Annotated in this window: 26 protein-coding genes and 1 riboswitch; of the genes, 14 read left to right on the forward strand and 12 right to left on the reverse strand. The window is 69.9% G+C overall.

Annotated elements, in window-relative coordinates; genetic code table 11:
• The first annotated feature begins 3 nt into the window (after window positions 1–3).
• The 3 genes from ABZY20_RS04300 (at window position 4) to ABZY20_RS04310 (ending at window position 2,106) form a co-directional block, all read left to right on the forward strand.
• Complete coding sequence (locus ABZY20_RS04300; RefSeq protein WP_356436326.1) at window positions 4–264, forward strand: UBP-type zinc finger domain-containing protein; 261 nt, start codon at window positions 4–6, stop codon at window positions 262–264.
• A gap of 274 nt (window positions 265–538) precedes the next feature.
• Window positions 539–952 carry an anti-sigma regulatory factor gene (locus ABZY20_RS04305; RefSeq protein ID WP_356436328.1) on the forward strand — a complete coding sequence of 138 codons (414 nt, stop codon included), beginning with the start codon at window positions 539–541 and terminating at the stop codon, window positions 950–952.
• Window positions 953–969: 17 nt separating this feature from the next.
• Window positions 970–2,106: a SigB/SigF/SigG family RNA polymerase sigma factor gene (locus ABZY20_RS04310; protein WP_356436329.1), complete on the forward strand. Its 1,137-nt coding sequence runs from the start codon at window positions 970–972 to the stop codon at window positions 2,104–2,106.
• A gap of 3 nt (window positions 2,107–2,109) precedes the next feature.
• On the opposite strand, the gene ABZY20_RS04315 is transcribed toward ABZY20_RS04310, so the two are convergent.
• A complete protein-coding gene (locus tag ABZY20_RS04315; protein ID WP_356436330.1) occupies window positions 2,110–2,553 on the reverse strand; it encodes a hypothetical protein in 444 nt (147 codons plus the stop codon).
• A gap of 116 nt (window positions 2,554–2,669) precedes the next feature.
• Here ABZY20_RS04315 and ABZY20_RS04320 point away from each other — a divergent pair, with 116 nt between their 5' ends.
• Together ABZY20_RS04320 and ABZY20_RS04325 are read left to right on the forward strand one after the other, a co-directional pair.
• Entirely contained in the window at window positions 2,670–3,638 is a 969-nt protein-coding gene (locus ABZY20_RS04320; RefSeq protein ID WP_356436333.1) for a diacylglycerol kinase family protein, read from the forward strand.
• Window positions 3,639–3,957: 319 nt separating this feature from the next.
• A complete protein-coding gene (locus tag ABZY20_RS04325) occupies window positions 3,958–4,215 on the forward strand; it encodes a WhiB family transcriptional regulator (protein WP_003992873.1) in 258 nt (85 codons plus the stop codon).
• A gap of 197 nt (window positions 4,216–4,412) precedes the next feature.
• Here the strand turns inward: ABZY20_RS04325 and ABZY20_RS04330 are convergent, their stop codons facing one another.
• Complete coding sequence (locus tag ABZY20_RS04330; RefSeq protein ID WP_356437382.1) at window positions 4,413–5,879, reverse strand: PAS domain-containing sensor histidine kinase; 1,467 nt, start codon at window positions 5,877–5,879, stop codon at window positions 4,413–4,415.
• Window positions 5,880–6,277: 398 nt separating this feature from the next.
• Entirely contained in the window at window positions 6,278–6,925 is a 648-nt protein-coding gene (locus tag ABZY20_RS04335) for a TetR/AcrR family transcriptional regulator (protein WP_356436336.1), read from the reverse strand.
• 97 nt (window positions 6,926–7,022) lie between these two features.
• Between ABZY20_RS04335 and ABZY20_RS04340 the strand changes: the two genes are divergently transcribed.
• On the forward strand, window positions 7,023–7,775 hold the full coding sequence (locus tag ABZY20_RS04340) for an SDR family oxidoreductase (protein WP_356436338.1): 753 nt from the start codon (window positions 7,023–7,025) through the stop codon (window positions 7,773–7,775).
• 174 nt (window positions 7,776–7,949) lie between these two features.
• Window positions 7,950–8,735 (forward strand): glucosamine-6-phosphate deaminase, encoded by a 786-nt coding sequence (gene nagB / locus ABZY20_RS04345; protein ID WP_356436341.1) that lies wholly within the window; start codon window positions 7,950–7,952, stop codon window positions 8,733–8,735.
• Here the strand turns inward: nagB and ABZY20_RS04350 are convergent.
• The 6 genes from ABZY20_RS04350 to ABZY20_RS04375 all read right to left on the reverse strand — a co-directional run bounded on the left by ABZY20_RS04350 (window position 8,732) and on the right by ABZY20_RS04375 (window position 14,389).
• Entirely contained in the window at window positions 8,732–9,277 is a 546-nt protein-coding gene (locus ABZY20_RS04350) for a hypothetical protein (protein ID WP_356436343.1), read from the reverse strand. The genes nagB and ABZY20_RS04350 overlap by 4 nt on opposite strands.
• On the reverse strand, window positions 9,274–9,522 hold the full coding sequence (locus tag ABZY20_RS04355; protein WP_356436346.1) for a helix-turn-helix transcriptional regulator: 249 nt from the start codon (window positions 9,520–9,522) through the stop codon (window positions 9,274–9,276). The genes ABZY20_RS04350 and ABZY20_RS04355 overlap by 4 nt, the downstream gene beginning before the upstream one ends.
• Window positions 9,523–9,580: 58 nt before the next feature.
• On the reverse strand, window positions 9,581–11,119 hold the full coding sequence (locus tag ABZY20_RS04360; RefSeq protein ID WP_356436349.1) for a glycoside hydrolase family 3 protein: 1,539 nt from the start codon (window positions 11,117–11,119) through the stop codon (window positions 9,581–9,583).
• Window positions 11,120–11,128: 9 nt separating this feature from the next.
• A complete protein-coding gene (locus tag ABZY20_RS04365; protein WP_356436352.1) occupies window positions 11,129–11,974 on the reverse strand; it encodes a carbohydrate ABC transporter permease in 846 nt (281 codons plus the stop codon).
• Complete coding sequence (locus ABZY20_RS04370) at window positions 11,971–12,963, reverse strand: sugar ABC transporter permease (protein WP_356436354.1); 993 nt, start codon at window positions 12,961–12,963, stop codon at window positions 11,971–11,973. The genes ABZY20_RS04365 and ABZY20_RS04370 overlap by 4 nt, the downstream gene beginning before the upstream one ends.
• A gap of 145 nt (window positions 12,964–13,108) precedes the next feature.
• A complete protein-coding gene (locus tag ABZY20_RS04375; RefSeq protein ID WP_356436357.1) occupies window positions 13,109–14,389 on the reverse strand; it encodes an extracellular solute-binding protein in 1,281 nt (426 codons plus the stop codon).
• Window positions 14,390–14,704: 315 nt separating this feature from the next.
• On the opposite strand from ABZY20_RS04375, the gene ABZY20_RS04380 reads away from it, so the two are divergent.
• From ABZY20_RS04380 to ABZY20_RS04405, 6 genes are all read left to right on the forward strand, one after another.
• On the forward strand, window positions 14,705–15,469 hold the full coding sequence (locus ABZY20_RS04380; protein ID WP_356436360.1) for a GntR family transcriptional regulator: 765 nt from the start codon (window positions 14,705–14,707) through the stop codon (window positions 15,467–15,469).
• 182 nt (window positions 15,470–15,651) lie between these two features.
• Window positions 15,652–15,918 carry a DUF3311 domain-containing protein gene (locus ABZY20_RS04385; protein WP_356436363.1) on the forward strand — a complete coding sequence of 89 codons (267 nt, stop codon included), beginning with the start codon at window positions 15,652–15,654 and terminating at the stop codon, window positions 15,916–15,918.
• Window positions 15,915–17,543, forward strand: coding sequence for a monocarboxylate uptake permease MctP (gene mctP, locus ABZY20_RS04390; RefSeq protein WP_356436365.1), 1,629 nt, complete (start codon window positions 15,915–15,917; stop codon window positions 17,541–17,543). The genes ABZY20_RS04385 and mctP overlap by 4 nt, the downstream gene beginning before the upstream one ends.
• A gap of 100 nt (window positions 17,544–17,643) precedes the next feature.
• Window positions 17,644–18,150 (forward strand): GNAT family N-acetyltransferase, encoded by a 507-nt coding sequence (locus tag ABZY20_RS04395; RefSeq protein WP_356436368.1) that lies wholly within the window; start codon window positions 17,644–17,646, stop codon window positions 18,148–18,150.
• A gap of 77 nt (window positions 18,151–18,227) precedes the next feature.
• Window positions 18,228–18,325, forward strand: a riboswitch (cobalamin riboswitch).
• A 141-nt stretch (window positions 18,326–18,466) separates the two neighbouring features.
• On the forward strand, window positions 18,467–20,818 hold the full coding sequence (locus ABZY20_RS04400; RefSeq protein WP_356436371.1) for a ribonucleoside-diphosphate reductase subunit alpha: 2,352 nt from the start codon (window positions 18,467–18,469) through the stop codon (window positions 20,816–20,818).
• Window positions 20,818–21,825: a ribonucleotide-diphosphate reductase subunit beta gene (locus ABZY20_RS04405; protein WP_356436372.1), complete on the forward strand. Its 1,008-nt coding sequence runs from the start codon at window positions 20,818–20,820 to the stop codon at window positions 21,823–21,825. Before ABZY20_RS04400 ends, ABZY20_RS04405 begins: the two co-directional genes overlap by 1 nt.
• On the opposite strand, the gene ABZY20_RS04410 is transcribed toward ABZY20_RS04405, so the two are convergent.
• Window positions 21,738–21,980 carry a hypothetical protein gene (locus ABZY20_RS04410; RefSeq protein ID WP_356436374.1) on the reverse strand — a complete coding sequence of 81 codons (243 nt, stop codon included), beginning with the start codon at window positions 21,978–21,980 and terminating at the stop codon, window positions 21,738–21,740. The two genes, ABZY20_RS04405 and ABZY20_RS04410, sit on opposite strands and share 88 nt — an antisense overlap.
• Before the next feature lie 93 nt (window positions 21,981–22,073).
• On the opposite strand from ABZY20_RS04410, the gene ABZY20_RS04415 reads away from it, so the two are divergent.
• The gene (locus ABZY20_RS04415; RefSeq protein ID WP_356436376.1) at window positions 22,074–23,036 is read left to right on the forward strand and encodes a helix-turn-helix domain-containing protein; all 963 of its coding nucleotides are present in this window, start codon (window positions 22,074–22,076) and stop codon (window positions 23,034–23,036) included.
• A 25-nt stretch (window positions 23,037–23,061) separates the two neighbouring features.
• On the opposite strand, the gene ABZY20_RS04420 is transcribed toward ABZY20_RS04415, so the two are convergent.
• On the reverse strand, window positions 23,062–24,432 hold the full coding sequence (locus ABZY20_RS04420) for a cytochrome P450 (RefSeq protein ID WP_356436379.1): 1,371 nt from the start codon (window positions 24,430–24,432) through the stop codon (window positions 23,062–23,064).
• Complete coding sequence (gene cyc1, locus ABZY20_RS04425; protein WP_356436382.1) at window positions 24,429–25,514, reverse strand: epi-isozizaene synthase; 1,086 nt, start codon at window positions 25,512–25,514, stop codon at window positions 24,429–24,431. The genes ABZY20_RS04420 and cyc1 overlap by 4 nt, the downstream gene beginning before the upstream one ends.
• Between the last annotated feature and the right edge of the window lie 264 nt (window positions 25,515–25,778).

Here is a 25,778-nt window from a genome sequence, read left to right on the forward strand (position 1 = left end):
ATCATGAAACAGTGCACGCACGCCGACGCGCTGCCGCATCCCGCACCCGTCCCGCTCAGCGAGACGTGTCCGGAGTGCCTGGCGGAGGGCACGGATCCGGTGCAGCTGCGGCTGTGCCTCACCTGTGGCCACGTCGGTTGCTGCGACTCCTCGCCGGGACGGCACGCGGCGAGGCACCACAAGGAGTCCGGGCACCCCGTGATGCGGACGCACGAGCCCGGCGAGAGCTGGCGGTGGTGTTTCGTCGACCATGTCCTGGTGTGACCCGGCAGAACCCCGACGCAGGACGGTCCGACCAGGACGGTTCGACGGTCTGGCGTCTGGGTACGTCAACCCGGCGCGCGCTCTTCCCATTTGGGCCCGCCCAACCCCTAGACACGGAGCGTGTCCACAGGTTTACTGTGAGTGACGGCAAGGGGTTGGGGTCCCGGGGACAGGACCGTTGAGAGCGCGATAGCGTCACCGCTGAACCACGTATCGCGTTATCCCGAGGGTCGACCCTCGGCCCTGAAACGCTTGTACCACCATGGAGGTGAGGGTGTCCGAGATCGCAGGCGAGCCCGCGACCCAGGACTTCGTGGAAGTCCGGCTGCCGGCCGCGGGTGCCTACCTGTCGGTGCTGCGTACGGCCACGGCCGGCCTCGCGGCCCGTTTGGACTTCACCCTCGACGAGATCGAGGATCTGCGCATCGCGGTGGACGAGGCCTGCGCGATCCTGCTGCAGCAGGCCGTGCCCGGCTCGGTGCTCAGCTGTGTGTTCCGCCTCGTCGACGACTCGCTCGAGGTCACCGTCTCGGCGCCGACCACGGACGGCCACGCGCCTTCGCGGGACACCTTCGCCTGGACCGTCCTGTCCGCCCTGGCGGGCAAGGTCTCCTCCGCCGTGGACAAGGACAAAACCGTTTCGATCAGCCTCTACAAACAGCGCGGCGCGGGACCCGGGCCGGCGTGAGGAAAGAGGACGGGCCGGTGCGGGACGAAGAGCGCGGCACACGAGAGCTGCCGGCCGAGGGCACGGGCAAGGTTGGTCCGGCCGGAGCCCGGCGTATGGCGGACGGTATCGACGGCATCCCCGAGCAGGCCCGTCCGCACCCCGAGGACGACTCCCCGGAGGCCGTCCTCCCGGGCGGCGGACGGCCGGACCAGGGCGATGCCGTGCGGAGCGCGCCTCCGGGCGGCGGGATCACCGCATCCCCGGCCCAGGGGGGTCCCCCCACTCACGCGAAGCCGAGAGGGGCGGGGGAGGCGAGGGCTCGGGGAAGGGCGACGGGCGGGACGATGAGCGAGCACGAGCGACACTCCGAGGACGAGACGCCGAGCGCACACCACGCACAGGGCGCGCAGCACGGCTCTCCGGACCGCAGCGGGGCGCGCGACATGTTCCTCAAGCTGCGCACCCTGAGCAGCGGCAGCCCCGAGTACGCGGAGCTGCGCAACCAGCTGGTCCGGATGCATCTGCCGCTGGTGGAGCATCTCGCCCGGCGCTTCCGCAACCGCGGCGAGCCACTGGACGACCTCACCCAGGTCGCCACGATCGGCCTGATCAAGTCGGTCGACCGCTTCGATCCGGACCGCGGCGTGGAGTTCTCCACGTACGCGACCCCGACGGTCGTCGGTGAGATCAAGCGGCACTTCCGCGACAAGGGCTGGGCGGTGCGGGTGCCGCGCCGGCTGCAGGAGCTGCGCCTGTCGCTGACCACGGCGACGGCCGAGCTGTCGCAGCTGCACGGCCGCTCCCCCACGGTCCACGAGCTCGCCGAGAAGCTGGCGATCTCGGAGGAGGAGGTCCTGGAGGGTCTGGAGTCCGCCAACGCGTACTCCACGCTGTCCCTGGACGTCCCCGACACCGACGACGAGTCCCCGGCGGTCGCGGACACCCTCGGCGCGGAGGACGAGGCGCTGGAGGGCGTGGAGTACCGGGAGTCCCTCAAACCACTCCTGGAGGACCTCCCGCCGCGCGAGAAGCGGATCCTGCTGCTGCGGTTCTTCGGCAACATGACCCAGTCGCAGATCGCGCAGGAGGTCGGCATCTCGCAGATGCACGTCTCCCGCCTGCTGGCGCGCACACTGGCGCAGCTCCGGGAGAAGCTCCTCGTCGAGGAGTGAGGGCTACTTGTCGCCGGCGTTACCGGGCCCGCGGATTCCGAGGGCCCGGGTCGTCTCGGGGTTCACCAGCAGCACGAGCGACACGACGGCCACGACCGCGAGCGCGATCCCACCGGGAATGGCCATGCTGTCGGCCTGCAGCAGGTTGTAGGCCACCGGGAGCGCCAGGAGCTGGGTGATCACGGCCGGGCCGCGGCTCCAGCTGCGCAGGGCGAGCAGTCCGCGGGCGGCGAGCAGCGGCAGCAGCGCGAGCACGACCAGCGTGATGCCCCCGGTGACGGCCTGCTGCCGGTCGTCCGGATGCCCCGTGAGACCGAGGACGAGGATCCAGACGCCTCCCACGACCAGCGCCAGCCCCTCCAGTGCGGCCAGCAGCGCCGCGTACGTCAGACGCCGGGGGCGGGGGCCGGTGGTTTCCTGGGTCGTGGTGGTCTGCTCACTGCTCACCCCTGAAGGGTAGCCCTCGCCCGGCGCGCCCCCCGTGGGGAGGTTCACCCCCGCTCGCCCACCTGATCCCCACCTCGCTCTGGGCCAGGTACCACCCAGTAGGTACGCTGCCAGTCATGCGTGCACTCCTCGTGGTCAACCCGGCGGCAACCACCACAAGTGCGCGCACACGCGACGTACTGATCCACGCGCTCGCCAGCGAGATGAAGCTGGAAGCGGTCACCACGGAGTACCGCGGCCACGCACGCGACCTGGGCCGGCAGGCGGCGGACAGCGACGACATCGACCTGGTGGTGGCCCTCGGCGGCGACGGCACGGTCAACGAGGTGGTCAACGGCCTGCTGCACGCCGGCCCCGCTCCGGGGCACGTCCCCGGCCTCGCCGTGGTCCCGGGCGGTTCCACGAACGTCTTCGCCCGCGCGCTCGGTCTGCCGAACGACGCGGTGGAGGCCACCGGCGCCCTGCTGGACGCCCTGCGCGACGGCAGCGAACGGACCGTGGGCCTGGGTCTGACGTCGGGCACTCCGGGCACGGAGGACGAGGCGGTGCCGTCCCGCTGGTTCACCTTCAACGCGGGCCTGGGCTTCGACGCGGGTGTGGTCGGCCGGGTGGAACAGCACCGCGAGCGCGGCCGGAAGTCCACCCACGCTCTGTACGTGCGCCAGGTCGTGCGCCAGTTGCTCGGCGAGCCGAACCGCAAGAGCGGGACGATCACCCTGGAGCGGGCCGGCGAGGATCCGGTCACCGATCTGGTGCTGTCCATAGTCTCGAACACCTCCCCGTGGACGTTTCTGGGGAATCGCCCGATCTACGCGGCGCCTAAGGCCTCGTTCGATACCGGCCTCGACATCTTCGCTCTCAGCCGCCTGTCGACCGCGGCGGTTGCCCGGTATGGCACCCAGTTGCTCACTTCGTCCCCCGAGCGCGGACCCCAGGGAAAGCACGCCACCTCACTGCACGACTTGACACAGTTCACCTTGCATTCGAAGGTCCCGCTCCCCCTCCAGATGGACGGTGACCACCTGGGGCTGCGAACCAGCGTGACGTTCACAGGCGTACGCCGTGCACTGCGTGTGATTGTGTGAGCAGAACTGGCTAAAGTCCTTTCACTCGAACGTTTAGGCCAGGATCCACCCCATGGAAGTACGGCTGTGACCTAGTCGACACCGAAGAATCAAAAAAAACTTTCCAGAAGGGGTTGTATCCGCCGCTGAGGTTTGCGAGTCTCTACGTGGCGATCGGGACGGCCCGCAACACCGGCCTCCACTGGTCACCAGAACCCCTCTTCAACTCACAGGACCCACGCCAGGGAACCTGGCGGTCGGCCCTTCACTTGTTGAGGGATTCGTGAAAGCGTTCACATTCACAAGCACCTGCACGTAATACCAAGGAGAGGTAGCAGCCATGGACTGGCGTCACAACGCCGTTTGCCGCGAGGAAGACCCCGAGCTCTTCTTCCCCATCGGCAACACCGGTCCTGCGCTGCTGCAGATCGAGGAAGCCAAGGCCGTCTGCCGTCGCTGCCCGGTGATCGAGCAGTGTCTGCAGTGGGCGCTCGAGTCCGGCCAGGACTCCGGCGTCTGGGGTGGTCTCAGCGAGGACGAGCGCCGCGCGATGAAGCGCCGCGCCGCCCGCAACCGGGCCCGTCAGGCCTCCGCCTGACAACCCACCCCTGCTGACAGCCTGAGCTTGGCGGCGCGTACAGCGAGTACGCATCTCCCGCCCCCGAGCCGCAGCGCGCAGTTCCCCCGATGCGCTTAGTCAAGCAGCAACGAGCTTAAGCCCCGGGCCACTTGGTGGCCCGGGGCTCAATGCTGTGCGCGGCCCGCCGGTGTCTCCGGCCCGGGTCAGGAGCCGGTTCACTTCTGGGCACGCACCGGGATGTCCAAGATCACACGGGTGCCGCGTTCCGGGGCCGGGACCATGTCGAAGGTGCCACCCAACTCCCCCTCCACCAGCGTCCGTACGATCTGCAGCCCGAGATTGCCGGCCGTGTGCGGGTCGAAGCCCTCCGGCAGACCGACCCCGTCGTCCTGGACGGTGACCAGCAGCCGGGCCTCCTTCGTCGTGCCACCGCGGACCGCCGACACCTCGACCGAGCCGGTGTCGCCCTCGCGGAAGCCGTGCTCCAGCGCGTTCTGCAGGATCTCGGTCAGCACCATCGACAGCGGAGTGGCGACCTCCGCGTCGAGGATGCCGAAGCGTCCGGTGCGCCGGCCGGTGACCTTGCCCGGGGAGATCTCCGCCACCATCGCCAGCACGCGGTCGGCGATGTCGTCGAACTCGACGCGCTCGTCCAGGTTCTGAGAGAGCGTCTCGTGCACGATCGCAATCGATCCGACGCGCCGCACCGCCTCCTCCAGGGCTTCCCGGCCCCGGTCGGACTCGATGCGCCGGGCCTGGAGCCGGAGCAGGGCCGCCACCGTCTGGAGGTTGTTCTTGACCCGGTGGTGGATCTCGCGGATGGTCGCGTCCTTGGTGATCAACTCGCGCTCCCGGCGGCGCAGTTCCGTCACGTCGCGGAGCAGCACCAGCGAGCCGATGCGGGTGCCCTTGGGCTTGAGGGGGATGGCCCGGAACTGGATCACCCCGTCGCTGGACTCGATCTCGAACTCCCGCGGCGCCCAGCCGCTGGCGAGCTTGGCCAGCGCCTCGTCCACCGGACCTCGTGTCGGGGCGAGTTCGGCGGTGGTCCTGCCGAGGTGCTGCCCGACGAGGTCGGAGGCGAGCCCGAGCCGGTGGTAGGCGGACAGGGCGTTCGGGGAGGCGTACTGGACGATGCCGTCGGCGTCGACCCGGATCAGGCCGTCACCCACACGGGGAGAAGCGTCCATGTCGAGCTGCTGGTTCGCGAACGGGAAGGAACCGGCCGCGATCATCTGTGCGAGGTCGGAGGCGCTCTGCAGGTACGTGAGCTCCAGCCGGCTCGGGGTGCGCACGGTGAGGAGGTTGGTGTTGCGCGCGATGACCCCGAGGACGCGTCCCTCCCGTCGCACGGGGATCGACTCGACGCGGACGGGGACCTCCTCGCGCCACTCCGGGTCGCCCTCGCGGACGATGCGGCCCTCGTCGAGGGCGGCGTCCAGCATCGGCCGGCGGCCGCGCGGGACGAGGTGGCCCACCATGTCGTCCTGGTACGAGGTCGGGCCGGTGTTGGGCCGCATCTGCGCGACCGAGACGTACCGGGTGCCGTCGCTGGTGGGGACCCACAGGACCAGGTCGGCGAAGGAGAGGTCGGAGAGCAGCTGCCACTCCGAGACCAGCAGGTGCAGCCACTCGAGATCGGTGTCGTCGAGTGCGGTGTGCTGGCGTACGAGTTCGTTCATGGAGGGCACGGGGCCGAGCGTACCCGGGCGTTTGTACGGCACTGAAATACCCGGAGCGGGACATCGGTGGCCCGGACGGGCGGGACCTGCCGGGGCACCCGCGGGCCGCGGCGCCTGAGAGGGACCCTCAACCCTCCCGGCACCGCAGCCCGGAGCAGCATCGGCCGTGGGGTGTGCGGTCCCGGTCGGCCGAAGGATGAGGAGCCGGGGCAGTCAGGGCAGAGAGCCTCGGTTCCTCGGTCCGCCTTCCTGTGCGGGGAAGGCGGAGGCTGGCTGCGCGTCGTACGCGCTCTCGTAACGCATTGTGGACTAGACCACTCGGGGTGTCCATGCGTGGGAGGCTGTTCGTTTGTGTCAATTCCGCGACCCGCCCGGCAGCCGAGCGTCCACCACGCAGCCTAACCCGTGTGGGTTCCTGTGCGGGGCCAGATGGACATGGCAATTTCCGCGACGGCCGCCAGTTCCTCCCGGCTCGCCCCGTCGCGCGCCTGTTGTGACATGCCCTGGATCATCGCCCCGGTGTGACGCGCCAGCGCGGAGGCGTCGGTGTCCGGCGGCAGGACGCCGGCGGCCACGTCGGCCCTGATACGGCTCTCGAACGCGGCGATGTTGGCGTTGCGGCGCTCCCGGAGCGACTGTTCGACCTCGGGGGTCGAGCAGTTGGCGGCGGCGTGCACGACGAGGCAGCCGTGCGGGTGGCCCGGTTCCGTGTACGCCGTGGCGGCCTCGCGCAGGATGCGTTCGACGGCGGCCCGCGCGGTGGGCTCCTCGGCGAGGGCCCGGTCGGTGAACGACCCGTAGCGCGTGCCGTAGACGCGCACGACCTCGTCGAAGAGGGACCGCTTGTCCCCGAAGGCCGCGTAGAGGCTGGGGGCGCCGATGTCCATGACGCGGGTGAGGTCGGAGACGGACGTCGCCTCGTAGCCGTGCTCCCAGAAGGCGAGGAGTGCCTTCTCCAGCGCGGTCTCGCGATCGAAGGAGCGGGGGCGGCCCCGCGGCCTGCCCTTGGCCTTGACCGGCGCCTGCGTTCCGTCCTCGTTCACCATGGGGTGCATTTTATAGCGGGCACTAGAGAAATGTCAGCGGGCTGCGGTACGGTCATTTCTGTAGCGACCGCTAGGCAAATGCGAAGGGGGCGTCGCCATGGGCGTGCTCACGGGCAGGACGGCACTCGTCACGGGGGCGAGCAGGGGCATCGGGCGAGGGATCGCCGAGCGGCTGGCGCGGGACGGCGCCCGGGTCGCGGTGCACTACGGCAGGAACGAGCGGGCGGCGAAGGAGACGGTGGCGGCGATCGAGGCGGCGGGCGGTTCGGCGTTCGCCCTGGGCGTCGAGCTGGGCACTCCGGGGGACGCGGAGGCGCTCTGGGAGTTGTTCGACCGGCAGGCGGACGGCCTGGACATCCTGGTGAACAACGCGGGGATCGGCACCTCGCGCCCGATCCGGGAGTTGGAGGAGCGGGAGTTCGACGAGGTGTTCGCGGTGAACGTGAAGGCGCCCTTCTTCCTCCTCAAGCACGGCATGGAGCGACTGCGGGACGGCGGCCGGGTCGTCAACATCTCGTCGGGACTGGCCCGCACCGCCGTGATGCCGGACAACGTGGCGTACGCGATGACGAAGGGCGCGCTGGACGTCCTCTCCCGTGACCTGTCCAAGGTGCTGGGCCCCCGGGGCATCACGGTGAACTCGGTGGCGCCGGGGATCATCGACACGGACAACACGGCCGGCCTGCTGCGCGAAAGCCCCGGCGGCTGGGAGAAGGCCGCGGCGATGTCGGCGCTAGGCGGGGTGGGCGAGCCCGCGGAGGTCGCCGACGTGGTGGCGTTCCTGGTGTCGGACGCGGGGCGCTGGGTGACGGGGAGCTGGGTGGATGTGACAGGGGGTTCACTGACCTAGGCGGCGCCGGGCTCGGGACCAGCACCCTCGACCCTCGCAGCCGGCCCCGGAAGCCGCCGTCATCCACCCTGGGAGGGACGCCCCCGCTCTGTTAGATTGGTCTAAACCACATGATCCTCGACCCCTCCCAGGTCAGTCCCAGGTGAGCATCCCTCTCAGATCGGCAGGTCCAGCGTGGAAGTTGTCATCGTCCCGGACGCCAAGGCGGGCGGCGAACTCATCGCCGAGGCCATGGCTCAGCTGCTCCGCCGCCGGCCCGACGCCCTGCTCGGCGTGGCCACCGGTTCGACGCCGCTGCCCGTGTACGAGGCACTGGCGGCCAGGGTGCGCTCCGGTGCCGTGGACGTCTCGCGGGCGCGCATAGCCCAGCTCGACGAGTACGTGGGGCTGCCCGCCGACCACCCGGAGTCCTACCGCTCGGTGCTGCGGCGGGAGGTGCTGGAGCCGCTCGGCATCGGCATGGACCAGTTCACGGGACCGGACGGCACGGCCGAGGACGTGCCGGGGGCGTGCGAGGCGTACGACAAGGCGCTGTCGGACGCCGGGGGTGTGGACCTCCAGCTCCTCGGCATCGGGACCGACGGGCACATCGGGTTCAACGAGCCGTGCTCGTCGCTGGCGTCGCGGACGCGGATCAAGACGCTGACCGAGCAGACCCGGATCGACAACGCCCGCTTCTTCGACGGCGACATCGACCAGGTGCCGCACCACGTGATCACCCAGGGCATAGGCACCATCCTGGAGGCCCGGCACCTCGTGCTGCTCGCCACGGGCGAGGGCAAGGCGGACGCGGTGGCGGCGACGGTGGAGGGGCCGGTCGCGGCGGTCTGCCCGGCGTCCGCGCTCCAGCTTCACCCGCACGCGACCGTCGTCGTCGACGAGGCCGCCGCGTCGAAGCTGAAGCTGGCGGACTACTTCCGGCACACCTACGCCAACAAGCCGGAGTGGCAGGGGATCTAGCCGCCCAGGCCCTTCGCGCCGGGGATGCCGTCCTCGGCCGGCTCGTCCTGGGCGCGCAGGCCGGCCACCCACAGGGGCATGACCCAGTGGACGACGAGGACGGCGATGAGCAGGGGCGCCGCATAGACGGTCGGGGCGTCACCGGCGGCCCCGCCCATGACCAGCAGGGTGCCCGCCGCGGCGAGCAGGAGCAGGGTCGTGATGCGGTGGGAGCGGGCCAGGACGCGGTCGCGTTCCGCCGACTGCCGCTCGTCCAGCACGTGCCCGCGCAGCTCCAGCAGGCCCCGGGTGGCGCCGTTGATGACGCCGGTGGCGACCATCCAGGGCAGGAGCAGGACCGCCATCACGGCGACGGTCCACAGCGGCTCGCCCTCGGCGAGGAACAGGTGGGTCATCAGCCCGCCGAGGGCCAGGGTGAGCGTCACGTGGGCGGCGACGGCCAGGCGGCGGCGCGCCGCGGTGGCGTACCAGGCGGCTCCGCGGCGGTCGTTCATCAGCCGCAGCATGCTCCGGTCGTAGCGGCTCAGGCGGGGCGTCGTCATGGCTGGTTCCTCCCGTAGACCTCGTCCGTGAGCGGCCGGAACGGTTCGAGGGAGAACAGCGCCTCGACCGGCAGTCCGAAGAACTTCGCGATCTTCAGCGCCAGGTCGAGGCTCGGGTTGTACTGACCCCGCTCGATGTAGCCGATGGTCTGGTAGTGGGCTCCCACTGCCTCGGCCAGGCTCTGGCGCGACACCTTCCGTTCGGCGCGCACCATGGCCAACCTGTTGTGCACCTGCTCGCTCATGTATAAGAAGTACTACATTCAGGCGCAGCTGTACAACAGGTGATCCGGAGTGTGCGGTCTACGGACCCGTGACGCCGGCGATCACCTCGGCCGCTGCCCGGCCGCAGACGCGGGCCGCGCCGTGGGTGGCGATGTGCAGGGCGCCGCGCGGGCAGGCCTGGGGGACGCCCATCTCGACGACGATCGTGTCGGGGCGGGCGGCGAGCAGGGTGTCGAGGGCGCGGGACATCCAGGGGTGGCGGTGTTCGTCGCGGACGACGGCGACGATACGGCGCGGCCCGGCCGCCTGGAGGGCGGCGCGGCCGGCGTCCTGCCCGGCCGCGCTCCCCGTGCCGTCCCCGGCGGAGAAGCTGCCCGTCACCGTGCCGGGCAGGAGGTGGGCGAGTTCGGCGGCGACGCCCCAGGGGGTCTCGTCGCCGACCGCGATGTTGGCGACGGGGGTGAGGGCGGCGACGAAGGGCGGTTCGGTGAGGGGTGCGAAGGCCGACGGGCTTCCCAGGCCCGGGGCGGCGGTCACCGTCAGGGCGCGGCGGGCGGCGTGCAGGCCGATCTCGCTGCCGTGGGTGCCCTCGGGCGAGCGGCCTGCCGTGCCCGTCCAGCGGGCCAGGGCGCGGACCCGCCCGGCGGCTTCGGCGAGGCGTTCCTCCGCGAGGTCGCCGGTGCGGACCGCCGCGACCAGGGCGTCCCGCAGGCGGAGCACGGTGGCGTCGTCGGCCAGGCCGCCGCCGACGCAGATGGCGTCGGCACCGGCGGCGACGGCGAGGACGCTGCCGCGTTCGATGCCGTAGGTGCCGGCGATGGCCCGCATCTCCATGCCGTCGGTGACGATGAGGCCGTCGTAGCCGAGTTCGCCGCGGAGCAGGCCGGTGAGGATGCGGCGGGAGAGGGTGGCCGGGTGGTCGGGGTCGAGGGCCGGGACGAGGATGTGGGCGCTCATGACGGCCCGGGTGCCGGCGGCGATGGCCGCGCGGAACGGGGTCAGTTCGCGTTCGGCCAGCACCTCGGCGGAGACGTCGATGCGCGGCAGGGCGTGGTGGGAGTCGACGGCCGTGTCGCCGTGGCCCGGGAAGTGCTTGGTGCAGGCGGCGACCCCGGCGGACTGCAGACCGGTGACGTAGGCGGCGGTGTGCCGGGCGGCCAGGGCGGTGTCGGCACCGAAGGAGCGCACGCCGATCACCGGGTTGCGCGGATCGGAGTTGACGTCGGCGGAGGGGGCCCAGTTGAGGTTGACGCCGCAGGCGGCGAGGCGGCGGCCCAGTTCGTGGGCGACCTGCTGGGTCAGCTCCACGTCGTCGACCGCGCCGAGGGCGTGGTTGCCGGGGAAGGAGGAGCCGCTGCGCACCTCGAGGCGGGTCACGTCACCGCCCTCCTCGTCGATCGCGACGAGGACGTCGTCGCGCTCGGCCCGCAGCTGGGCGGTCAGGGCGGCCAGTTGGGCGGGTGAGGCGATGTTGCGGCCGAACAGTCCGACGGAGGCCAGGCCCTCACCGAGCCGGCGCAGCAGCCAGTCGGGGGCGGTGGTCCCGGTGAAGCCGGGCTGCAGGACGGTCAGCGCGTCGCGGGTGAGCGTGTCGGTGCCGCTGGCGAGTGTCGTCATCGGGTGAGGTCATCCCTTCACGGCGCCCGCGGTCAGGCCCGCGGCCATCTTGCGCTGGACGAGGAGGAAGAGGGCGACGATCGGCACGGCCATCATCGTGGCTCCGGCCATCATCGGGGCGTATTCGGTGCCGTGCTTGGTGGTGAAGTTGCCGAGCCAGACGGTCGCGGTCTGGTTCTTCTGGCTGAGGAGCATCAGGGCGTAGAGGTACTCGTTCCAGGCCTGGATGAAGCCGTAGACCGAGGTGGCGACCATGCCGGGGGCCAGGAGCGGGAAGACGACCCGGAGGAAGGCGCCGGTGCGGGAGCAGCCGTCGACCATGGCGGCCTCCTCCAGTTCCTTCGGGATGTTGACGATGAATCCCCGCAGTGTCCAGACCGTGAACGGCAGGACGAAGGTCAGGTACGTGATGATGAGGCCGGTCAGCCGGTCGTACTGGCCCAGGTCGTTGAGCAGCAGGAACACCGGGATGATCATGGCGACCAGCGGGACCATCTGGACGGCCAGGATGCCCACGATCACGATCTTGCGGCCGCGGAAGGCGAACCGGGAGATGGCGAGCGCGGCCAGCAGCCCGACGACCATGCCGATGACGACGACCGCCAGCGACACGACCATGCTGCGGCCGACCGGGCCCCAGAAGTCGGAGATGTCCAGCGCCCGGCCGAAGTTGGCGAGGGTGAGGCCGGTCGGCAGCAGGCTCGGGTCCGGGTCGATGGCGTCCTTGGCGGGCTTGAACGCCGTGTTGAGCATCCAGTAGAGCGGGAAGCCCGCGGTGACGAAGACCAGGAGGCCGAGGAGGTTCCAGCCGAGCCGTGCGTTCCTCCGGCGGCCGGCTCCGGTGAGCGTGCTCATTCGACCTCTCCGATCTTCAGCATCTGCCGCATGTAGACGGCGACCACGCCGAGCAGCAGCAGGACGGTGATCAGCGCGATGGCCGAGCCCTGCGCGTAGTCGTTGACCACGAAGGCGCGGTCGTAGGAGTAGGTGTTGAGGACCTGGAACTCCGGCTCCGGGTGGCCGCCCCGCATCACGAACACCTGGGGGAAGACGCCCATGTCCCAGATGACCGACAGGGTCGTGAGCATCACGATGATCGGCTTGAGGACGGGCAGGGTGACGTAGCGGAAGACGCCCCAGGAGGTGGCGCCGTCCAGGCGGGCCGCCTCCTCCAGTTCCTTCGGCACCTGGGTGAGGCCCGCGCTGAGGGTGATGACCACGAACGGCACGGCTCCCCAGACCACCAGCAGCATGATCACGGCCAGGCCCTGGGGGCCGCTGGCGAACCAGTTGTGTCCGATCATGTCGACGCCGGGCAGCTTGCTGAGCAGCGCGTTGAAGACGCCGTAGTCGGAGTCGAAGAGCCACTTGAAGACGGTGGTCGCCACGATGACGGGCATGCCCCAGCTGGCCACCAGCACGATGCTGATGAGGATCCGCAGCCAGCCCGAGACCCGCTGGAGCAGCAGGGCGAGGGCCATGCCGATCACCATCGTGAGGACGACGGCTCCGCCGGCGAAGACGATCGTGCGCAGGACGACGGCCCAGAACTCGCCGTCGCCGAGCACCTTGGCGAAGTTGTCGAACCCGACCGACTCGGCGGGCTGGAAGCCCCACAGCTGGGACTGGCCGAACTTCTGGAAGGACAGGGTGACCAGGCGGACCAGCGGGTAGCCCATGACCAGGGCGAGGACCAGCAGGCAGGGCGCGAGCAGCAGCCAGGGGACCCCGGCCCCGCCCGATGTCTTGCGCTGCCCGCGCGGCCGCCGGTCCCCGGGGGGCGGCGCTGGTACCTGCCGCGGTGGCGGCACCTTGGCGGGGGTGGTGGTGTGTGCGGCACTCATCGCGCGCTCCTCGGCGGTCCCTCAGGTCGGTCGGACGGCGGGGCTCCACGACCGGGAGCCCCGCCCTCCGGGCCCGTCGTCCGGATCGTGCCGCGGCTGCGGGGAGGCACCGCGGCTCGTCCGGCCCGGACGACGGGCCCGCGGGTCACTTGGTGTTGATGACCTTGTCGATCGCGGCGTCCGCCTCCTTGGCGGCGGCTTCGACCGACTTCTTGCCGGTGCCGATGCTCTGCAGCATGGTCTGCAGGATCTGCGCCTTCTCGACCTGGCCCCAGCCGGGGGCCATCGGGACGAACCAGTTGGACTCGGCGGCGGTGGCGGGGACCGCCGTCTTCGGGTCGTTCTTGAGGGTCGCCAGGTCCGTCTTGTTGTTGGGCAGGTTGCCCTTGGCCATCAGGCCCTTCTGCCCGGAGGAGCCGGCGAAGGCGTTGATCCACTCGGCGGCCAGGTCCTGCGCGTCGGACTTCACCGGCACGGCGAGGTCGGAGCCGCCCAGGAAGACGGGCATGTTCTTGCCGGACGGGCCGGGCATCACGAAGTTCTCGAGGTTGCCCTTGAGCTTGCCGCTCTTGTCGTTCTTCGGGTCCTCTGCGGTCGCGCCCTCCCAGGCGGCCGCGAAGATCATGGCGGACTTGCCCTGGCCGTAGACGATGTAGCGGTCGGACTCGTCCTTGGTCTTGTCGCCGTGCATGTACGTGTCGACGACGTTCTCGAACTCCTTCAGGCCCTTGAGGGACTCGGGCGAGGAGAGCGAGGCCTTCCACTGGCCGCCCGACTCGGTGGCGATGGCGCCGCCGGCGTCGTAGACGAAGGACATGGCCGCGTACCAGTCGCGGGTGGGCTGGTACCAGGCGCTGAACTTGTCGCCCTGCTTCTTCTGGATCTTGTCCAGGGCGGCGGTCAGCTCCTTGTAGGTCTTCGGCGCCGACTTCACACCGACCGAGGCGGCGACGTCCTTGCGCCAGTTGGCGACGCGGCCGCCGGCGTAGTACGGGACGCCGTAGGTCTTGCCCTCGTAGGTGACGGAGGCCCTGAGGCCGTCGAGCCAGGCGTCCGAGTTGTCGAACGTGCCCTGGTCGAGGGGGGCGAAGGCGCCCTTGACCATGTAGCCGAGCATCTCGGTGTTGCCCATCTCGACGACGTCGGGGACCTTGTCGGTGGCGAGGACGGCGTCGAGCTTGGCGTTCTTGTCGGGCCAGCCGTAGTACTCGTGGTTGATCTTGAGGCCGGGGTGCTTCTTCTGCACCGCGGCGTCGGCGGCCTTGACCAGCTCCGGCCAGTTGTTCTGGGCGTCGACGGTGAGCCAGACGGTCAGCTCCTTGGCGTCCGCGCCCTTGTCGGAGCCCCCGTCGCCCTCGCCGCCGCACGCCGCGATGGAGACCATCATGCCCGCGACACCGATCGCGGATATCAGCTTGCGCTTCACGCCACCCTCCTCAGGGATGCCACAACCCCCCTGCTCCCCGCGGTGAGACGTGGGGCGCCAGGACCTGGACCAATGGTGTAGACCAGTACGGGGAGCTTGGACCAGACCAGGAGGCCTGTCAAGGGTCGCGATACCGCCCTGACCAGCCGTTATGCGACCTACATATGCAGGAACCTTTAAGTAAGAAGTCAGCGAAAACCCAGGGAGACACGGCATACTGCAGGTAGACCACAGGGAATGGTGGACTAGACCAAAAGAGGCGCCGACGGTATACAAGTGAGATCGTGTCGGCACACCCAGCCGGGAAGGCGGAGCATGAGCACCGACGTCAGCAGTGCGGAGAACGAGACCGGGGCGCCCGTCCGTACCGCACGCGTGCCCAAGTACTACCGCCTGAAGAAGCACCTGCTCGACATGACCGAGACCCAGGCGCCCGGCACACCCGTCCCGCCCGAGCGCACGCTGGCGGCGGAGTTCGACACCTCGCGCACGACCGTGCGCCAGGCGCTGCAGGAGCTGGTCGTCGAGGGCCGGCTGGAGCGCATCCAGGGCAAGGGCACGTTCGTGGCCAAGCCCAAGGTGTCGCAGGCCCTGCAGCTGACCTCGTACACCGAGGACATGCGCGCCCAGGGCCTGGAGCCCACCTCCCAGCTGCTGGACATCGGCTACATCACCGCCGACGACCGCCTGGCCGGGCTGCTCGACATCACGACCGGCGGGCGCGTGCTGCGCATCGAGCGGCTGCGCATGGCCAACGGCGAGCCGATGGCCATCGAGACCACGCACCTGAGCGCGAAGCGCTTCCCGGCCCTGCGCCGGTCCCTGGTGAAGTACACGTCGCTCTACACCGCGCTCGCCGAGGTCTACGACGTCCATCTCGCGGAGGCCGAGGAGACCATCGAGACCTCCCTGGCCACCCCGCGCGAGGCCGGCCTGCTCGGCACGGACGTCGGCCTGCCGATGCTGATGCTGTCCCGGCACTCGCTGGACCGCGAGGGCCGGCCGGTGGAGTGGGTGCGGTCGGTGTACCGCGGGGACCGGTACAAGTTCGTCGCCCGTCTGAAGCGCCCTCAGGAGTAGTGCGCGCGGAGCGGCAGCGGAAGGACCCCTTGCAGGGCGTCCGTTGGGCTGCCGAGCACACCTGTGAAGAGCTGATTGCTTTTGAGTACCGCATGACGGACGAGGGGTTCCGCTGTCGGCACACCCTGACCTAGATTGCCTGCGCATTACACAGGTGATCACTGAGGGGACGGAGCCGCCTGATGTCGCAAGCCCCAGATTCCAGCAGAGGTCCGGTGGTGACGCCCGTGCGCGTCGTCATCGCCGTCTGCCTCGTCGCGCCCTTCGTGGCCATGCTGTGGGTCGGCTCGTACGCCAAGACCGACCCGGCCTTCATCGGGATCCCGTTCTTCTACTGGTACCAGATGGCGTGGGTGCTGATCTCGACCGCGCTGACGATGATCGCCTTCAAGCTCTGGCAGCGTGACCAGCGTGCCCGTTCGGCCTCGAAGGGCGGTGCGTCGCAGTGAAGGACGGCGTGAACGGCGTCGCACTCGCCGTCTTCATCTTCTTCTTCCTGGCCGTGACGGTCATGGGCTTCCTGGCCGCCCGCTGGCGCAAGGCGGAGAACGAGCACAGCCTCGACGAGTGGGGTCTGGGCGGCCGGTCGTTCGGCACCTGGATCACCTGGTTCCTGCTCGGCGGCGACCTGTACACGGCCTACACCTTCGTGGCGGTCCCGGCGGCCATCTACGCGGCGGGCGCGGCCGGCTTCTTCGCGGTGCCGTACACGATCCTGGTGTACCCGCTGATCTTCACCTTCCTGCCCCGCCTGTGGTCGGTGTCCCACAAGCACGGCTACGTCACGACGTCCGACTTCGTGCGCGGCCGCTTCGGCTCCAAGGGCCTGTCCCTGGCGGTGGCGCTCACCGGCATCCTGGCGACGATGCCGTACATCGCGCTCCAACTGGTCGGCATCCAGGCCGTGCTGGACGTGATGGGCGTCGGCGGCGGCGAGAACACCAACTGGTTCATCAAGGACCTGCCGCTGCTGATCGCGTTCGGCGTGCTCGCGGCGTACACGTACTCGTCGGGCCTGCGGGCGCCCGCGCTCATCGCGTTCGTCAAGGACACGCTGATCTACATCGTCATCGCGGTGGCGATCATCTACATCCCGATCAAACTGGGCGGCTTCGACGACATCTTCGCCAAGGCGAGCGAGGCGTACAGCCAGACCAACCCGGCCACCGGCGCCCCGCGCGGTGCGCTGACACCGCCGGAGGCGGGCCAGTGGACCTACGCCACGCTGGCGCTGGGCTCCGCGCTCGCGCTGTTCATGTACCCGCACTCCATCACGGCGACGCTGTCCTCCAAGAGCCGTGAGGTGATCCGCCGCAACACCACCATCCTGCCGCTGTACTCGCTGATGCTGGGTCTGCTGGCACTGCTGGGCTTCATGGCGATCGCGGCCGGCATCAAGGTGCAGAACGGGCAGCTGGCGATCCCGCAGCTGTTCGAGACGATGTTCCCGGACTGGTTCGCCGGGGTGGCCTTCGCCGCCATCGGCATCGGCGCGCTCGTGCCCGCGGCCATCATGTCCATCGCGGCCGCGAACCTGTTCACCCGCAACATCTACAAGGACTTCATCAAGCCGGACGCCACGCCCGCGCAGGAGACCAAGGTCTCCAAGCTGGTGTCCCTGCTGGTGAAGGTCGGCGCCCTGGCCTTCGTCCTCACCATGGACAAGACGGTCGCCATCAACTTCCAGCTGCTCGGCGGCATCTGGATCCTGCAGACCTTCCCGGCCCTGGTCGGCGGCCTGTTCACCCGCTGGTTCCACCGCTGGGCGCTGCTCGCCGGCTGGGCGGTCGGCATGGTCTACGGCACGGTCGCCGCCTACGGCGTCGCCTCCCCGACCCAGAAGCACTTCGGCGGCTCGTCGAAGGAGATCCCCGGCATCGGGGAGATCGGCTACATCGGCCTCACGGCGTTCGTCCTGAACGTGGTGGTGACGGTGGTCCTGACCTTCGTCCTGAAGGCCGTCAAGGCCCCCGAGGGCATCGACGAGACCAAGCCCGAGGACTACACGGCGGACGCGGGCGACCCCGGTGTCCAGGTGGAACTCCCGCCCGCCACCGCAGGAAGCGCCCACTAGCGGGCGCCGGGCACCGGGCGACGAGCCACGGACCACACCCCGCAGCGGGCCGCCGGAAAATGCAGCACACCGGCGGCCCGCTGTCGTACACACTCACGCCATGGACCTCCTCATCCGCCCGGCCGAGCCCGCCGATTACGAAGAACTCGGCGACATCACCGCCCGGGCCTACCTCCGGGACGGCCTCCTCGACTACGGCGAGGACGACGCCTATCTGCACGTCCTGCGGGACGTCGCCGCACGGGCCGCCGCCGCGGACGTCCTGGTGGCCGTCAGGGACGGCCGGGTGCTCGGCGGCGTCACGTTCGTCCCGGCCGGCGGCCCGATGGCCGACCTCGCCCGCCCGGGAGAGGCGGAGATCCGCATGCTGGCGGTCGCGCACGCGGCCCGCGGGCAGGGAACCGGCGAGGCCCTGGTCCGCTCCTGCCTCGACCGGGCCCGGGCCACTCCGGGCTGCCGGAGCGTCGTGCTGTCGACCCAGCGCACCATGCACACGGCCCACCGCATCTACGAACGTCTGGGCTTCACCCGCACACCCGAGCGGGACTGGCAGCCCGTACCGGAGCTGGGGGAGATCACTCTCCTCACCTACCGGCTGACGCTCTGAAACCGGCGCGACACAACATCTGGGGGTGACACCCGAACCCGGCACAAGATGTATGCTCATGCTCGCTGTCGCCGCAGGGGAATCCGGTGCGAATCCGGAACTGTCCCGCAACGGTGTACTTGTGCCTGTCCGTCCCCCGTGGGCGACGTCGCGCACAGGAGTCAGTCCGAGGACCTGCCGACAGCGCACCCGGCCGACCGGCCGGTGTGCCTGACGTCCGGGCCTCGTGGAATGGGCCGGTGGACGCGGCGCCGCGTGCGCTCGTGCCGCCCCCTGCCCTCGCCGAGGCCCCGTGCCGAGCGAGGGAGAGCCCCACGTGACCATCGCGCCAGCCGATCCGGTCTCAGCCGCCGAAGAAGAGCACGACGCTCCCGGTGCCGCGCTGCTGCGGATCCTGACCGAGCTGACCGCCGACCTGCCCGACGCCGACCCCGGCCGGGTCGCCGCCGCCGCGCTGCGCGGGCGGTCGGCGAGGGCCGACGAGGCGGAGTTGCGCGAGCTGGCCACCGAGGCCGCCGCCGGTCTCATCTCCGAGGACCCCGCCTACTCCCGGCTGGCCGCCCGGCTGCTCACCCTCGGCATCCGCGAGGAGGCCGCCTCCCAGGGCGTCACGTCCTTCACGGAGTCCGTCGCGGCGGGCCACCGCGAGGGTCTGATCGCCGACCGCACCGCGGAGTTCGTCCGGCTGCACGCGGAGCGGCTCGACGCCCTGATCGACACCGCCGCCGACGACCGCTTCGGCTACTTCGGCCTGCGCACCCTGCACAGCCGCTACCTGCTCCGGCACCCGCTCACCCGCAAGGTCGTCGAGACGCCCCAGCACTTCATGCTGCGCGTCGCCGCCGGTCTCGCCGAGGACGACACCGGCCGCTCGGTCGACGAGGTCGCCGCGCTCTACCGGCTCATGAGCCGCCTCGACTACCTGCCCTCCTCCCCCACCCTCTTCAACTCCGGCACCCGGCACCCCCAGATGTCGTCCTGCTACCTCCTCGACTCCCCGAAGGACGAGCTGGACTCCCTCTACGACCGGTACCACCAGGTGGCCCGCCTGTCGAAGCACGCGGGCGGCATCGGCCTGTCGTACTCCCGCATCCGCGCCCGCGGTTCGCTGATCCGCGGCACGAACGGCCACTCCAACGGCATCGTGCCGTTCCTGAAGACCCTCGACGCCTCGGTCGCCGCCGTGAACCAGGGCGGCCGGCGCAAGGGCGCCGCCGCGGTCTACCTGGAGACCTGGCACTCCGACATCGAGGAGTTCCTGGAGCTGCGCGACAACACCGGCGAGGACGCCCGCCGTACGCACAACCTCAACCTCGCCCACTGGGTCCCGGACGAGTTCATGCGCCGCGTGAACGCCGACGCGCAGTGGTCCCTCTTCTCGCCCTCGGACGTGCCCGAGCTGGTCGACCTGTGGGGCGGGGAGTTCGACGCCGCGTACCGGGCCGCCGAGGCCAAGGGCCTGGCCAGGAAGACCCTGCCGGCCCGCGAGCTGTACGGCCGGATGATGCGCACCCTCGCGCAGACCGGCAACGGCTGGATGACCTTCAAGGACGCCGCCAACCGCACCGCCAACCAGACGGCCGAGCCCGGCCACGTCGTGCACTCCTCCAACCTCTGCACGGAGATCCTGGAGGTCACCAGCGACGAGGAGACGGCGGTCTGCAACCTCGGGTCGGTCAACCTCGGCGCCTTCGTGAGCGGCGGGGACATCGACTGGGAGCGCCTCGACGAGACCGTCCGCACGGCCGTGACGTTCCTCGACCGGGTCGTGGACATCAACTTCTACCCGACCGAGCAGGCGGGCCGCTCCAACGCCCGCTGGCGTCCGGTCGGCCTGGGCGCGATGGGTCTGCAGGACGTCTTCTTCCAGCTGCGCCTGCCCTTCGACTCGCCCGAGGCCAAGGCGCTGTCCACCCGTATCGCCGAGCGGATCATGCTCGCCGCGTACGAGGCCTCCGCGGACCTCGCCGAGCGCAACGGCCCGCTGCCCGCCTGGGAGAAGACCCGCACCGCCCGGGGCGTGCTGCACCCCGACCACTACGACGTGGAGCAGGCCTGGCCGGAGCGCTGGACCGCCCTGCGCGAGCGCATCGCCACGACCGGCCTGCGCAACTCCCTGCTCCTCGCCATCGCGCCCACGGCCACCATCGCCTCCATCGCGGGCGTCTACGAGTGCATCGAGCCGCAGGTGTCCAACCTGTTCAAGCGCGAGACGCTGTCCGGCGAGTTCCTCCAGGTCAACTCCTACCTGGTGGACGAGCTGAAGCGGCTCGGCGTGTGGGACGCCCGCACCCGGGAGGCGCTGCGCGAGGCCAACGGCTCGGTGCAGGGCTTCGCCTGGATCCCCGAGGACGTCCGCGCGCTCTACCGCACGGCCTGGGAGATCCCGCAGCGCGGCCTGATCGACATGGCGGCGGCCAGGACCCCGTTCCTGGACCAGTCCCAGTCGCTGAACCTGTTCCTGGAGACGCCGACCATCGGCAAGCTCTCCTCGATGTACGCCTACGCCTGGAAGTCCGGGCTGAAGACGACGTACTACCTGCGCTCGCGCCCGGCGACCCGCATCGCCCGCGCCGCCCGGGCCACCGTCCCCGTGCAGGCCACCCCCGACCCCGAAGCGGTCGCCTGCTCCCTGGAAAACCCCGAGTCCTGCGAGGCCTGCCAGTAATGAGCACCCAGAACCTTCTCGACCCCGGCTTCGAGCTCACCCTGCGACCCATGCGCTACCCGGACTTCTACGAGCGCTACCGGGACGCCATCAAGAACACCTGGACCGTGGAGGAGGTCGACCTCCACTCGGACGTCGCCGACCTCGCCAAGCTCTCCCCCGCCGAGCAGCACCTGATCGGCCGGCTGGTGGCGTTCTTCGCGACGGGCGACTCGATCGTCGCGAACAACCTGGTGCTGACGCTGTACAAGCACATCAACTCCCCCGAGGCGCGGCTGTATCTGAGCCGTCAGCTCTTCGAGGAGGCCGTGCACGTCCAGTTCTATCTGACGCTGCTCGACACCTACCTGCCCGACCCGGAGGACCGCGCGGCGGCCTTCGCGGCGGTGGAGAACATCCCGTCCATCCGCGAGAAGGCGGAGTTCTGCTTCCGGTGGATGGACTCGGTGGAGAAGCTCGACCGGCTGGAGACGCAGGCGGACCGCCGGCGTTTCCTGCTGAACCTCATCTGCTTCGCCGCGTGCATCGAGGGCCTGTTCTTCTACGGGGCCTTCGCGTACGTCTACTGGTTCCGCAGCCGGGGTCTGCTGCACGGCCTGGCCACCGGCACCAACTGGGTGTTCCGCGACGAGACGATGCACATGTCGTTCGCGTTCGACGTGGTCGACACCGTCCGCAAGGAGGAGCCGGAGCTGTTCGACGACCGGCTTCAGCAGCAGGTGACGGACATGCTCCGGGAGGCCGTCGAGGCCGAGCTGCAGTTCGCGCGCGACCTGTGCGGTGACGGTCTCCCGGGCATGAACACCGAGTCGATGCGGCAGTACCTGGAGTGCGTCGCCGACCAGCGGCTGACCCGCCTCGGCTTCGCTCCGGTGTACGGCTCCGAGAACCCCTTCTCCTTCATGGAGCTCCAGGGGGTTCAGGAGCTGACCAACTTCTTCGAGCGGCGGCCCTCCGCGTACCAGGTGGCGGTGGAGGGCACCGTCGACCTGGACGAGGACTTCTGAGCCGGCTCTCCTTCGCGGGTCTCCTGGGCCTCCCGGATCTGCCGGTCGATGCGCCGGTCGCGCATCATGCCGAGCACGGACGGGAGGACCAGGAGGGCCAGCGTCCCGAGTACGAAGATCATGGCGATGAGTGTCTGCGTCTGGTTCGTATCCATGGACACCACTGTCGCGCCGGATGCTCCTTACCGGCAGTGGCAGTCCTGCCGTAGACCCTCGAATTACTGCCACCGTCGAGGCACACTGGGGACATGCTGCAGAACGTGGCCGTCGCCCTGCTCGACGGTGTGAACCCCTTCGAACTGGGTGTGGTGTGCGAGGTCTTCGGCACCGACCGCAGCGACGACGGCCTGCCGGTGTACGACTTCGCGGTCGCCTCGGCCGAGGGTCCGACGCTGCGCATGAACTCGGGCTTCTCGCTGCGGGTCGACCACGGCATCGAGCGCCTGGAGGCGGCCGACCTGATCGCCGTGCCGGCCGGGCGCAGCTTCGCGACCCGGGACTTCCCGCCGGAGCTGCTGGACGCCCTGCGCCGCGCGGTCGACCGGGGTGCCCGGGTGCTCAGCGTCTGCTCCGGCGTCTTCGTGCTGGCCGCGGCCGGGCTGCTGGACGACCGGCGCTGCACCGTGCACTGGAAGCACGCCGAGGACCTCGCCCGGCAGTACCCGCGGGTGACCGTGGAGCCGGACGTGCTCTACGTCGACGAGGACCCGGTGATCACCTCCGCCGGCACGGCCGCCGGCATCGACGCCTGTCTGCACCTGGTCCGCAAGGAGCAGGGCACCGAGGTCGCCAACAAGATCGCGCGGCGCATGGTGGTGCCGCCGCACCGCGACGGCGGCCAGGCCCAGTACATCGAGCGCCCGCTGCCGCGCTCCGAGGCCGACACGATCGGCGAGGTGCTGGCGTGGATGGAGCGGCACCTCGACGAGGAGGTCACCGTCGAGCAGCTCGCCGCCCGCGCCCACATGTCCCCGCGCACCTTCGCCCGCCGCTTCCAGCAGGAGACCGGGACGACCCCCTACCGCTGGGTCCTGCGCCAGCGCGTGCTGCTGGCCCAGCGGCTGCTGGAAGCGACGGACGAGACGATGGACGCGATCGCCGGCCGGACCGGGTTCGGCAACGCGGCCGCGTTGCGCCACCACTTCGTCCGGGCGGTCGGCACCACGCCGAACACCTACCGGCGGACTTTCAGAGGCCCCGAGGCGGCCTGACGGTCACCCGGCGGCGTCCGGCCGCTCACCTCGCCACCGGCCGCACCCGCAGGTCGTGCGGCCGGAGTGTGATGCCGACCCGTGTGGCGTCCTTGGAGCCGGGCACCTGCTCGAACCGGTACTTGGTGGCCAGCGCCGCCGTGATCAGGGTCAGCTGCGCCATCGAGAAGTGATCGCTCGGGCACTTGCGGTTGCCCACGCTGAACGGGCTCATGGCGTATTTCGGGATGTCCTTGACCCGGTCCGGAAGCCAGCGGTCGGGGTCGAACTCCAGGTGCCGCCGGTACGACTTCGGATCGCGCTGGATCGCGTACGGGCTGTAGATGATGTCCGCCCCGGCCGGAATCCGGTATCCGCCGAGTTCCGTGTCCCGTACCGCCCGGCGGGTCAGAATCCAGACGGCTGGACTCAAACGCATGGACTCCACGATGACATTGTTGGTGTGCCGGAGTGCCCGGACGTCCTGGAATGCCACGGGTCTCCCACCCGTGACGGCTTCCACTTCGTCGCGCACCCGGTCCGCGTGTTCGGGATGTTCCGCGAGCACATGCAACAGCCACATGATCGTCGAAGCCACGGTTTCACTGCCGGGGGTCAGGATCGCGACGACCTGGTCGTGGATCTCCTGTTCCCCGATGGGGTCGCCATTGTCGTCCTTCGCCTCCAGCAATGCCGTCAGCAAATCGTCCGGCTTTCGACCGGATGCGCGGCGCTCTGCGACGATCTCGTCCACCAGGAGATGCAAATCGGCCAATGCCCGGTTGAATTGCCGGTTGGCCGGAAGGGGCAGCTTGTAGAGCGGTCCGAGCGGGACCACCATCCGCCGGTACATCCCGCGGAAGACGGTCGCGAGAGCGACGCACAGCCGCTCCGCCCGCTCGTCCATGTAGTCCCCGCGCAGCAGGCAGCGGGCCGCGATGCGCACCGCCACCCGGAAGGACTCGGAGGTGCAGTCGACCGTCTCCCCCGGCTTCCAGCGCTCGGTCAGGGCGTGCGCCTCCTCCTCCATGATCGGGCCGTAGGCGGGGATGGCGTCGAGCCGGAAGGCGGGCTGGATGGTGCGCCGCTGGCGCCGGTGGAGCGAGCCGTTGGCGGTGGCCACCCCCTCCTTGCCGAGCAGGTCCTCCAGGGACTCCCACAGCGGCCCGGCGATGATGAAGTCGTTGCTCAGCGCCAGCGCGCCGGTCAGATCCGGGGTGGTGACGGCGTGGACCGTCTTCGGCCCGAGCTTCAGCCGCACCACGTCGCCGTGCTCGCGCAGCCGGGACATGAAGGCCAGCGGATCGCGGGCCAGCTTCCAGCCGTGCCCCAGACCGGGCACCCCGCCACCCGCCTGGGGCGGTTCGCGCAGCTCCGCGACCGGGGCGGTTTCCGGCTTCACAGACTCGACGGTCATTTCTCACCTGCCGCTTCGTTGTTGACGTACGGGGGCGTGGACCGGTCGTCCCAGCTGTCGACCCTGTACCGGCCGGACTCGTGGTGGAACCAGTAGACGGAACTGAACCAGTTGCGCATGTTTCCCAGACAGGCCCGTACGGCGGCGCTCAGTTCCTTCCCCCGTACGCTGCCGTCGTCGAGTTCGTCGGCGAACCGCAAAGCCTCCTGTTCCCGGTCATGGAATTCCGTGATGCATTCCTCGACTCGGCGCCTGACATCCGCGACCGCCTCTTCGAGGGTGAACCCCTCATGGGTGATGAGGCTGATTCCGAGATTGTGGACCTCGTCGCCCGCTATTTCCTTCGGGAGCGAGCAGAGGTCGTTGTACCAGGCGGCGAACTCCTGGCTCAGTAATGCCGCCCGACGGTACGCCGGGTGGGTGCGCACCGCTTCCGGGAGTTCGCATCCGGCGGTCGGCTCCAGCAGATCCGTCCATATCCAGTGCGCGAAGGTGAGCCGGCGCAGTTCGAGGTATTCCTCGACCGTGGGGACGATTCCGTGCGTGCGGTTGCGGAACTCCCGGTCGTAGGCGTCGATCACCGCGTGGAAGTGCCGGGCGAACCGGAGGTTCCATGTCCGGGGCAGGAACCCGTACAGCCGCAGCACGCTGTCCGCGAACCCGGCGACCAGTGGATCCTCGTGCTCCAGGTGCTCCCCCGGGTCGTCGAGCGCGGTGTGCAGCCGCTCCTTCAGCCGTCGCCAGGCGTCCGGACGGCCGTGCACGATGTCGCGGTCGTGACGGTCGTCCCAGACGAAGAACCAGGCGCTGTAGTCGGCGATCGCCTGTATGACCTCGTCGGGGGCGCCGATGTAGTACCCCGCCATGAGGTCCGTGTAGCACAGGCCGTCGGCATATTCCGCCACCTTCTCCGCGGGCATGAGCCGCTTTTCGAGCAGCCAGGCCCGCGTCTTCTCCTGGCACTTCGGCCAATACGGGTGGAGTTGCCGGGGAAACGCCGCCTCGATCACCGGGAGAGAGAGCGACGGTGGAACTGCGATCGTGGCCGGTGTCGATGTGGTGCCGTGTGACAAAGCATGCACGAACTAACCCCTCTCAGCCGCCAGTTGGCGCGAGCGCCCCTCCCTTCGTGCCGGGCGTGCGCCGTTGCATACCCCGCTCACCCCATTCAGCACTACAACTGACCGTTCTGGGAACGCATTTGCTTCATTCACTACCCCTGAGCGCCGGGATCCTCCCGATGTGTGACGGGCACGGGATGACCAGGGGTACGGAAGCGGCCGAACGTGCGACGGACAGCCGAACGGCGCCCGTCCGGGTGCGGAAACCCGGACAGGCGCCGTCCG

Origin of the sequence: Streptomyces sp. NPDC006624, from assembly GCF_040611555.1 — a bacterium.
Taxonomy (GTDB): Bacteria; Actinomycetota; Actinomycetes; order Streptomycetales; family Streptomycetaceae; genus Streptomyces.

Bases quoted from the DNA above. Each gene is read 5' to 3' on its own strand.
- ABZY20_RS04300 (WP_356436326.1), top strand. From the start codon at position 4: ATGAAACAGTGCACGCACGCCGACGCGCTGCCGCATCCCGCACCCGTC.
- ABZY20_RS04320 (WP_356436333.1), top strand. From the start codon at position 2,670: ATGCGTGCACTCCTCGTGGTCAACCCGGCGGCAACCACCACAAGTGCG.
- ABZY20_RS04325 (WP_003992873.1), top strand. From the start codon at position 3,958: ATGGACTGGCGTCACAACGCCGTTTGCCGCGAGGAAGACCCCGAGCTC.
- ABZY20_RS04330 (WP_356437382.1), bottom strand. From the start codon at position 5,879: ATGAACGAACTCGTACGCCAGCACACCGCACTCGACGACACCGATCTC.
- ABZY20_RS04335 (WP_356436336.1), bottom strand. From the start codon at position 6,925: ATGGTGAACGAGGACGGAACGCAGGCGCCGGTCAAGGCCAAGGGCAGG.
- ABZY20_RS04340 (WP_356436338.1), top strand. From the start codon at position 7,023: ATGGGCGTGCTCACGGGCAGGACGGCACTCGTCACGGGGGCGAGCAGG.
- ABZY20_RS04350 (WP_356436343.1), bottom strand. From the start codon at position 9,277: ATGACGACGCCCCGCCTGAGCCGCTACGACCGGAGCATGCTGCGGCTG.
- ABZY20_RS04355 (WP_356436346.1), bottom strand. From the start codon at position 9,522: ATGAGCGAGCAGGTGCACAACAGGTTGGCCATGGTGCGCGCCGAACGG.
- ABZY20_RS04360 (WP_356436349.1), bottom strand. From the start codon at position 11,119: ATGACGACACTCGCCAGCGGCACCGACACGCTCACCCGCGACGCGCTG.
- ABZY20_RS04365 (WP_356436352.1), bottom strand. From the start codon at position 11,974: ATGAGCACGCTCACCGGAGCCGGCCGCCGGAGGAACGCACGGCTCGGC.
- ABZY20_RS04370 (WP_356436354.1), bottom strand. From the start codon at position 12,963: ATGAGTGCCGCACACACCACCACCCCCGCCAAGGTGCCGCCACCGCGG.
- ABZY20_RS04380 (WP_356436360.1), top strand. From the start codon at position 14,705: ATGAGCACCGACGTCAGCAGTGCGGAGAACGAGACCGGGGCGCCCGTC.
- ABZY20_RS04385 (WP_356436363.1), top strand. From the start codon at position 15,652: ATGTCGCAAGCCCCAGATTCCAGCAGAGGTCCGGTGGTGACGCCCGTG.
- ABZY20_RS04395 (WP_356436368.1), top strand. From the start codon at position 17,644: ATGGACCTCCTCATCCGCCCGGCCGAGCCCGCCGATTACGAAGAACTC.
- ABZY20_RS04405 (WP_356436372.1), top strand. From the start codon at position 20,818: ATGAGCACCCAGAACCTTCTCGACCCCGGCTTCGAGCTCACCCTGCGA.
- ABZY20_RS04410 (WP_356436374.1), bottom strand. From the start codon at position 21,980: ATGGATACGAACCAGACGCAGACACTCATCGCCATGATCTTCGTACTC.
- ABZY20_RS04415 (WP_356436376.1), top strand. From the start codon at position 22,074: ATGCTGCAGAACGTGGCCGTCGCCCTGCTCGACGGTGTGAACCCCTTC.
- ABZY20_RS04420 (WP_356436379.1), bottom strand. From the start codon at position 24,432: ATGACCGTCGAGTCTGTGAAGCCGGAAACCGCCCCGGTCGCGGAGCTG.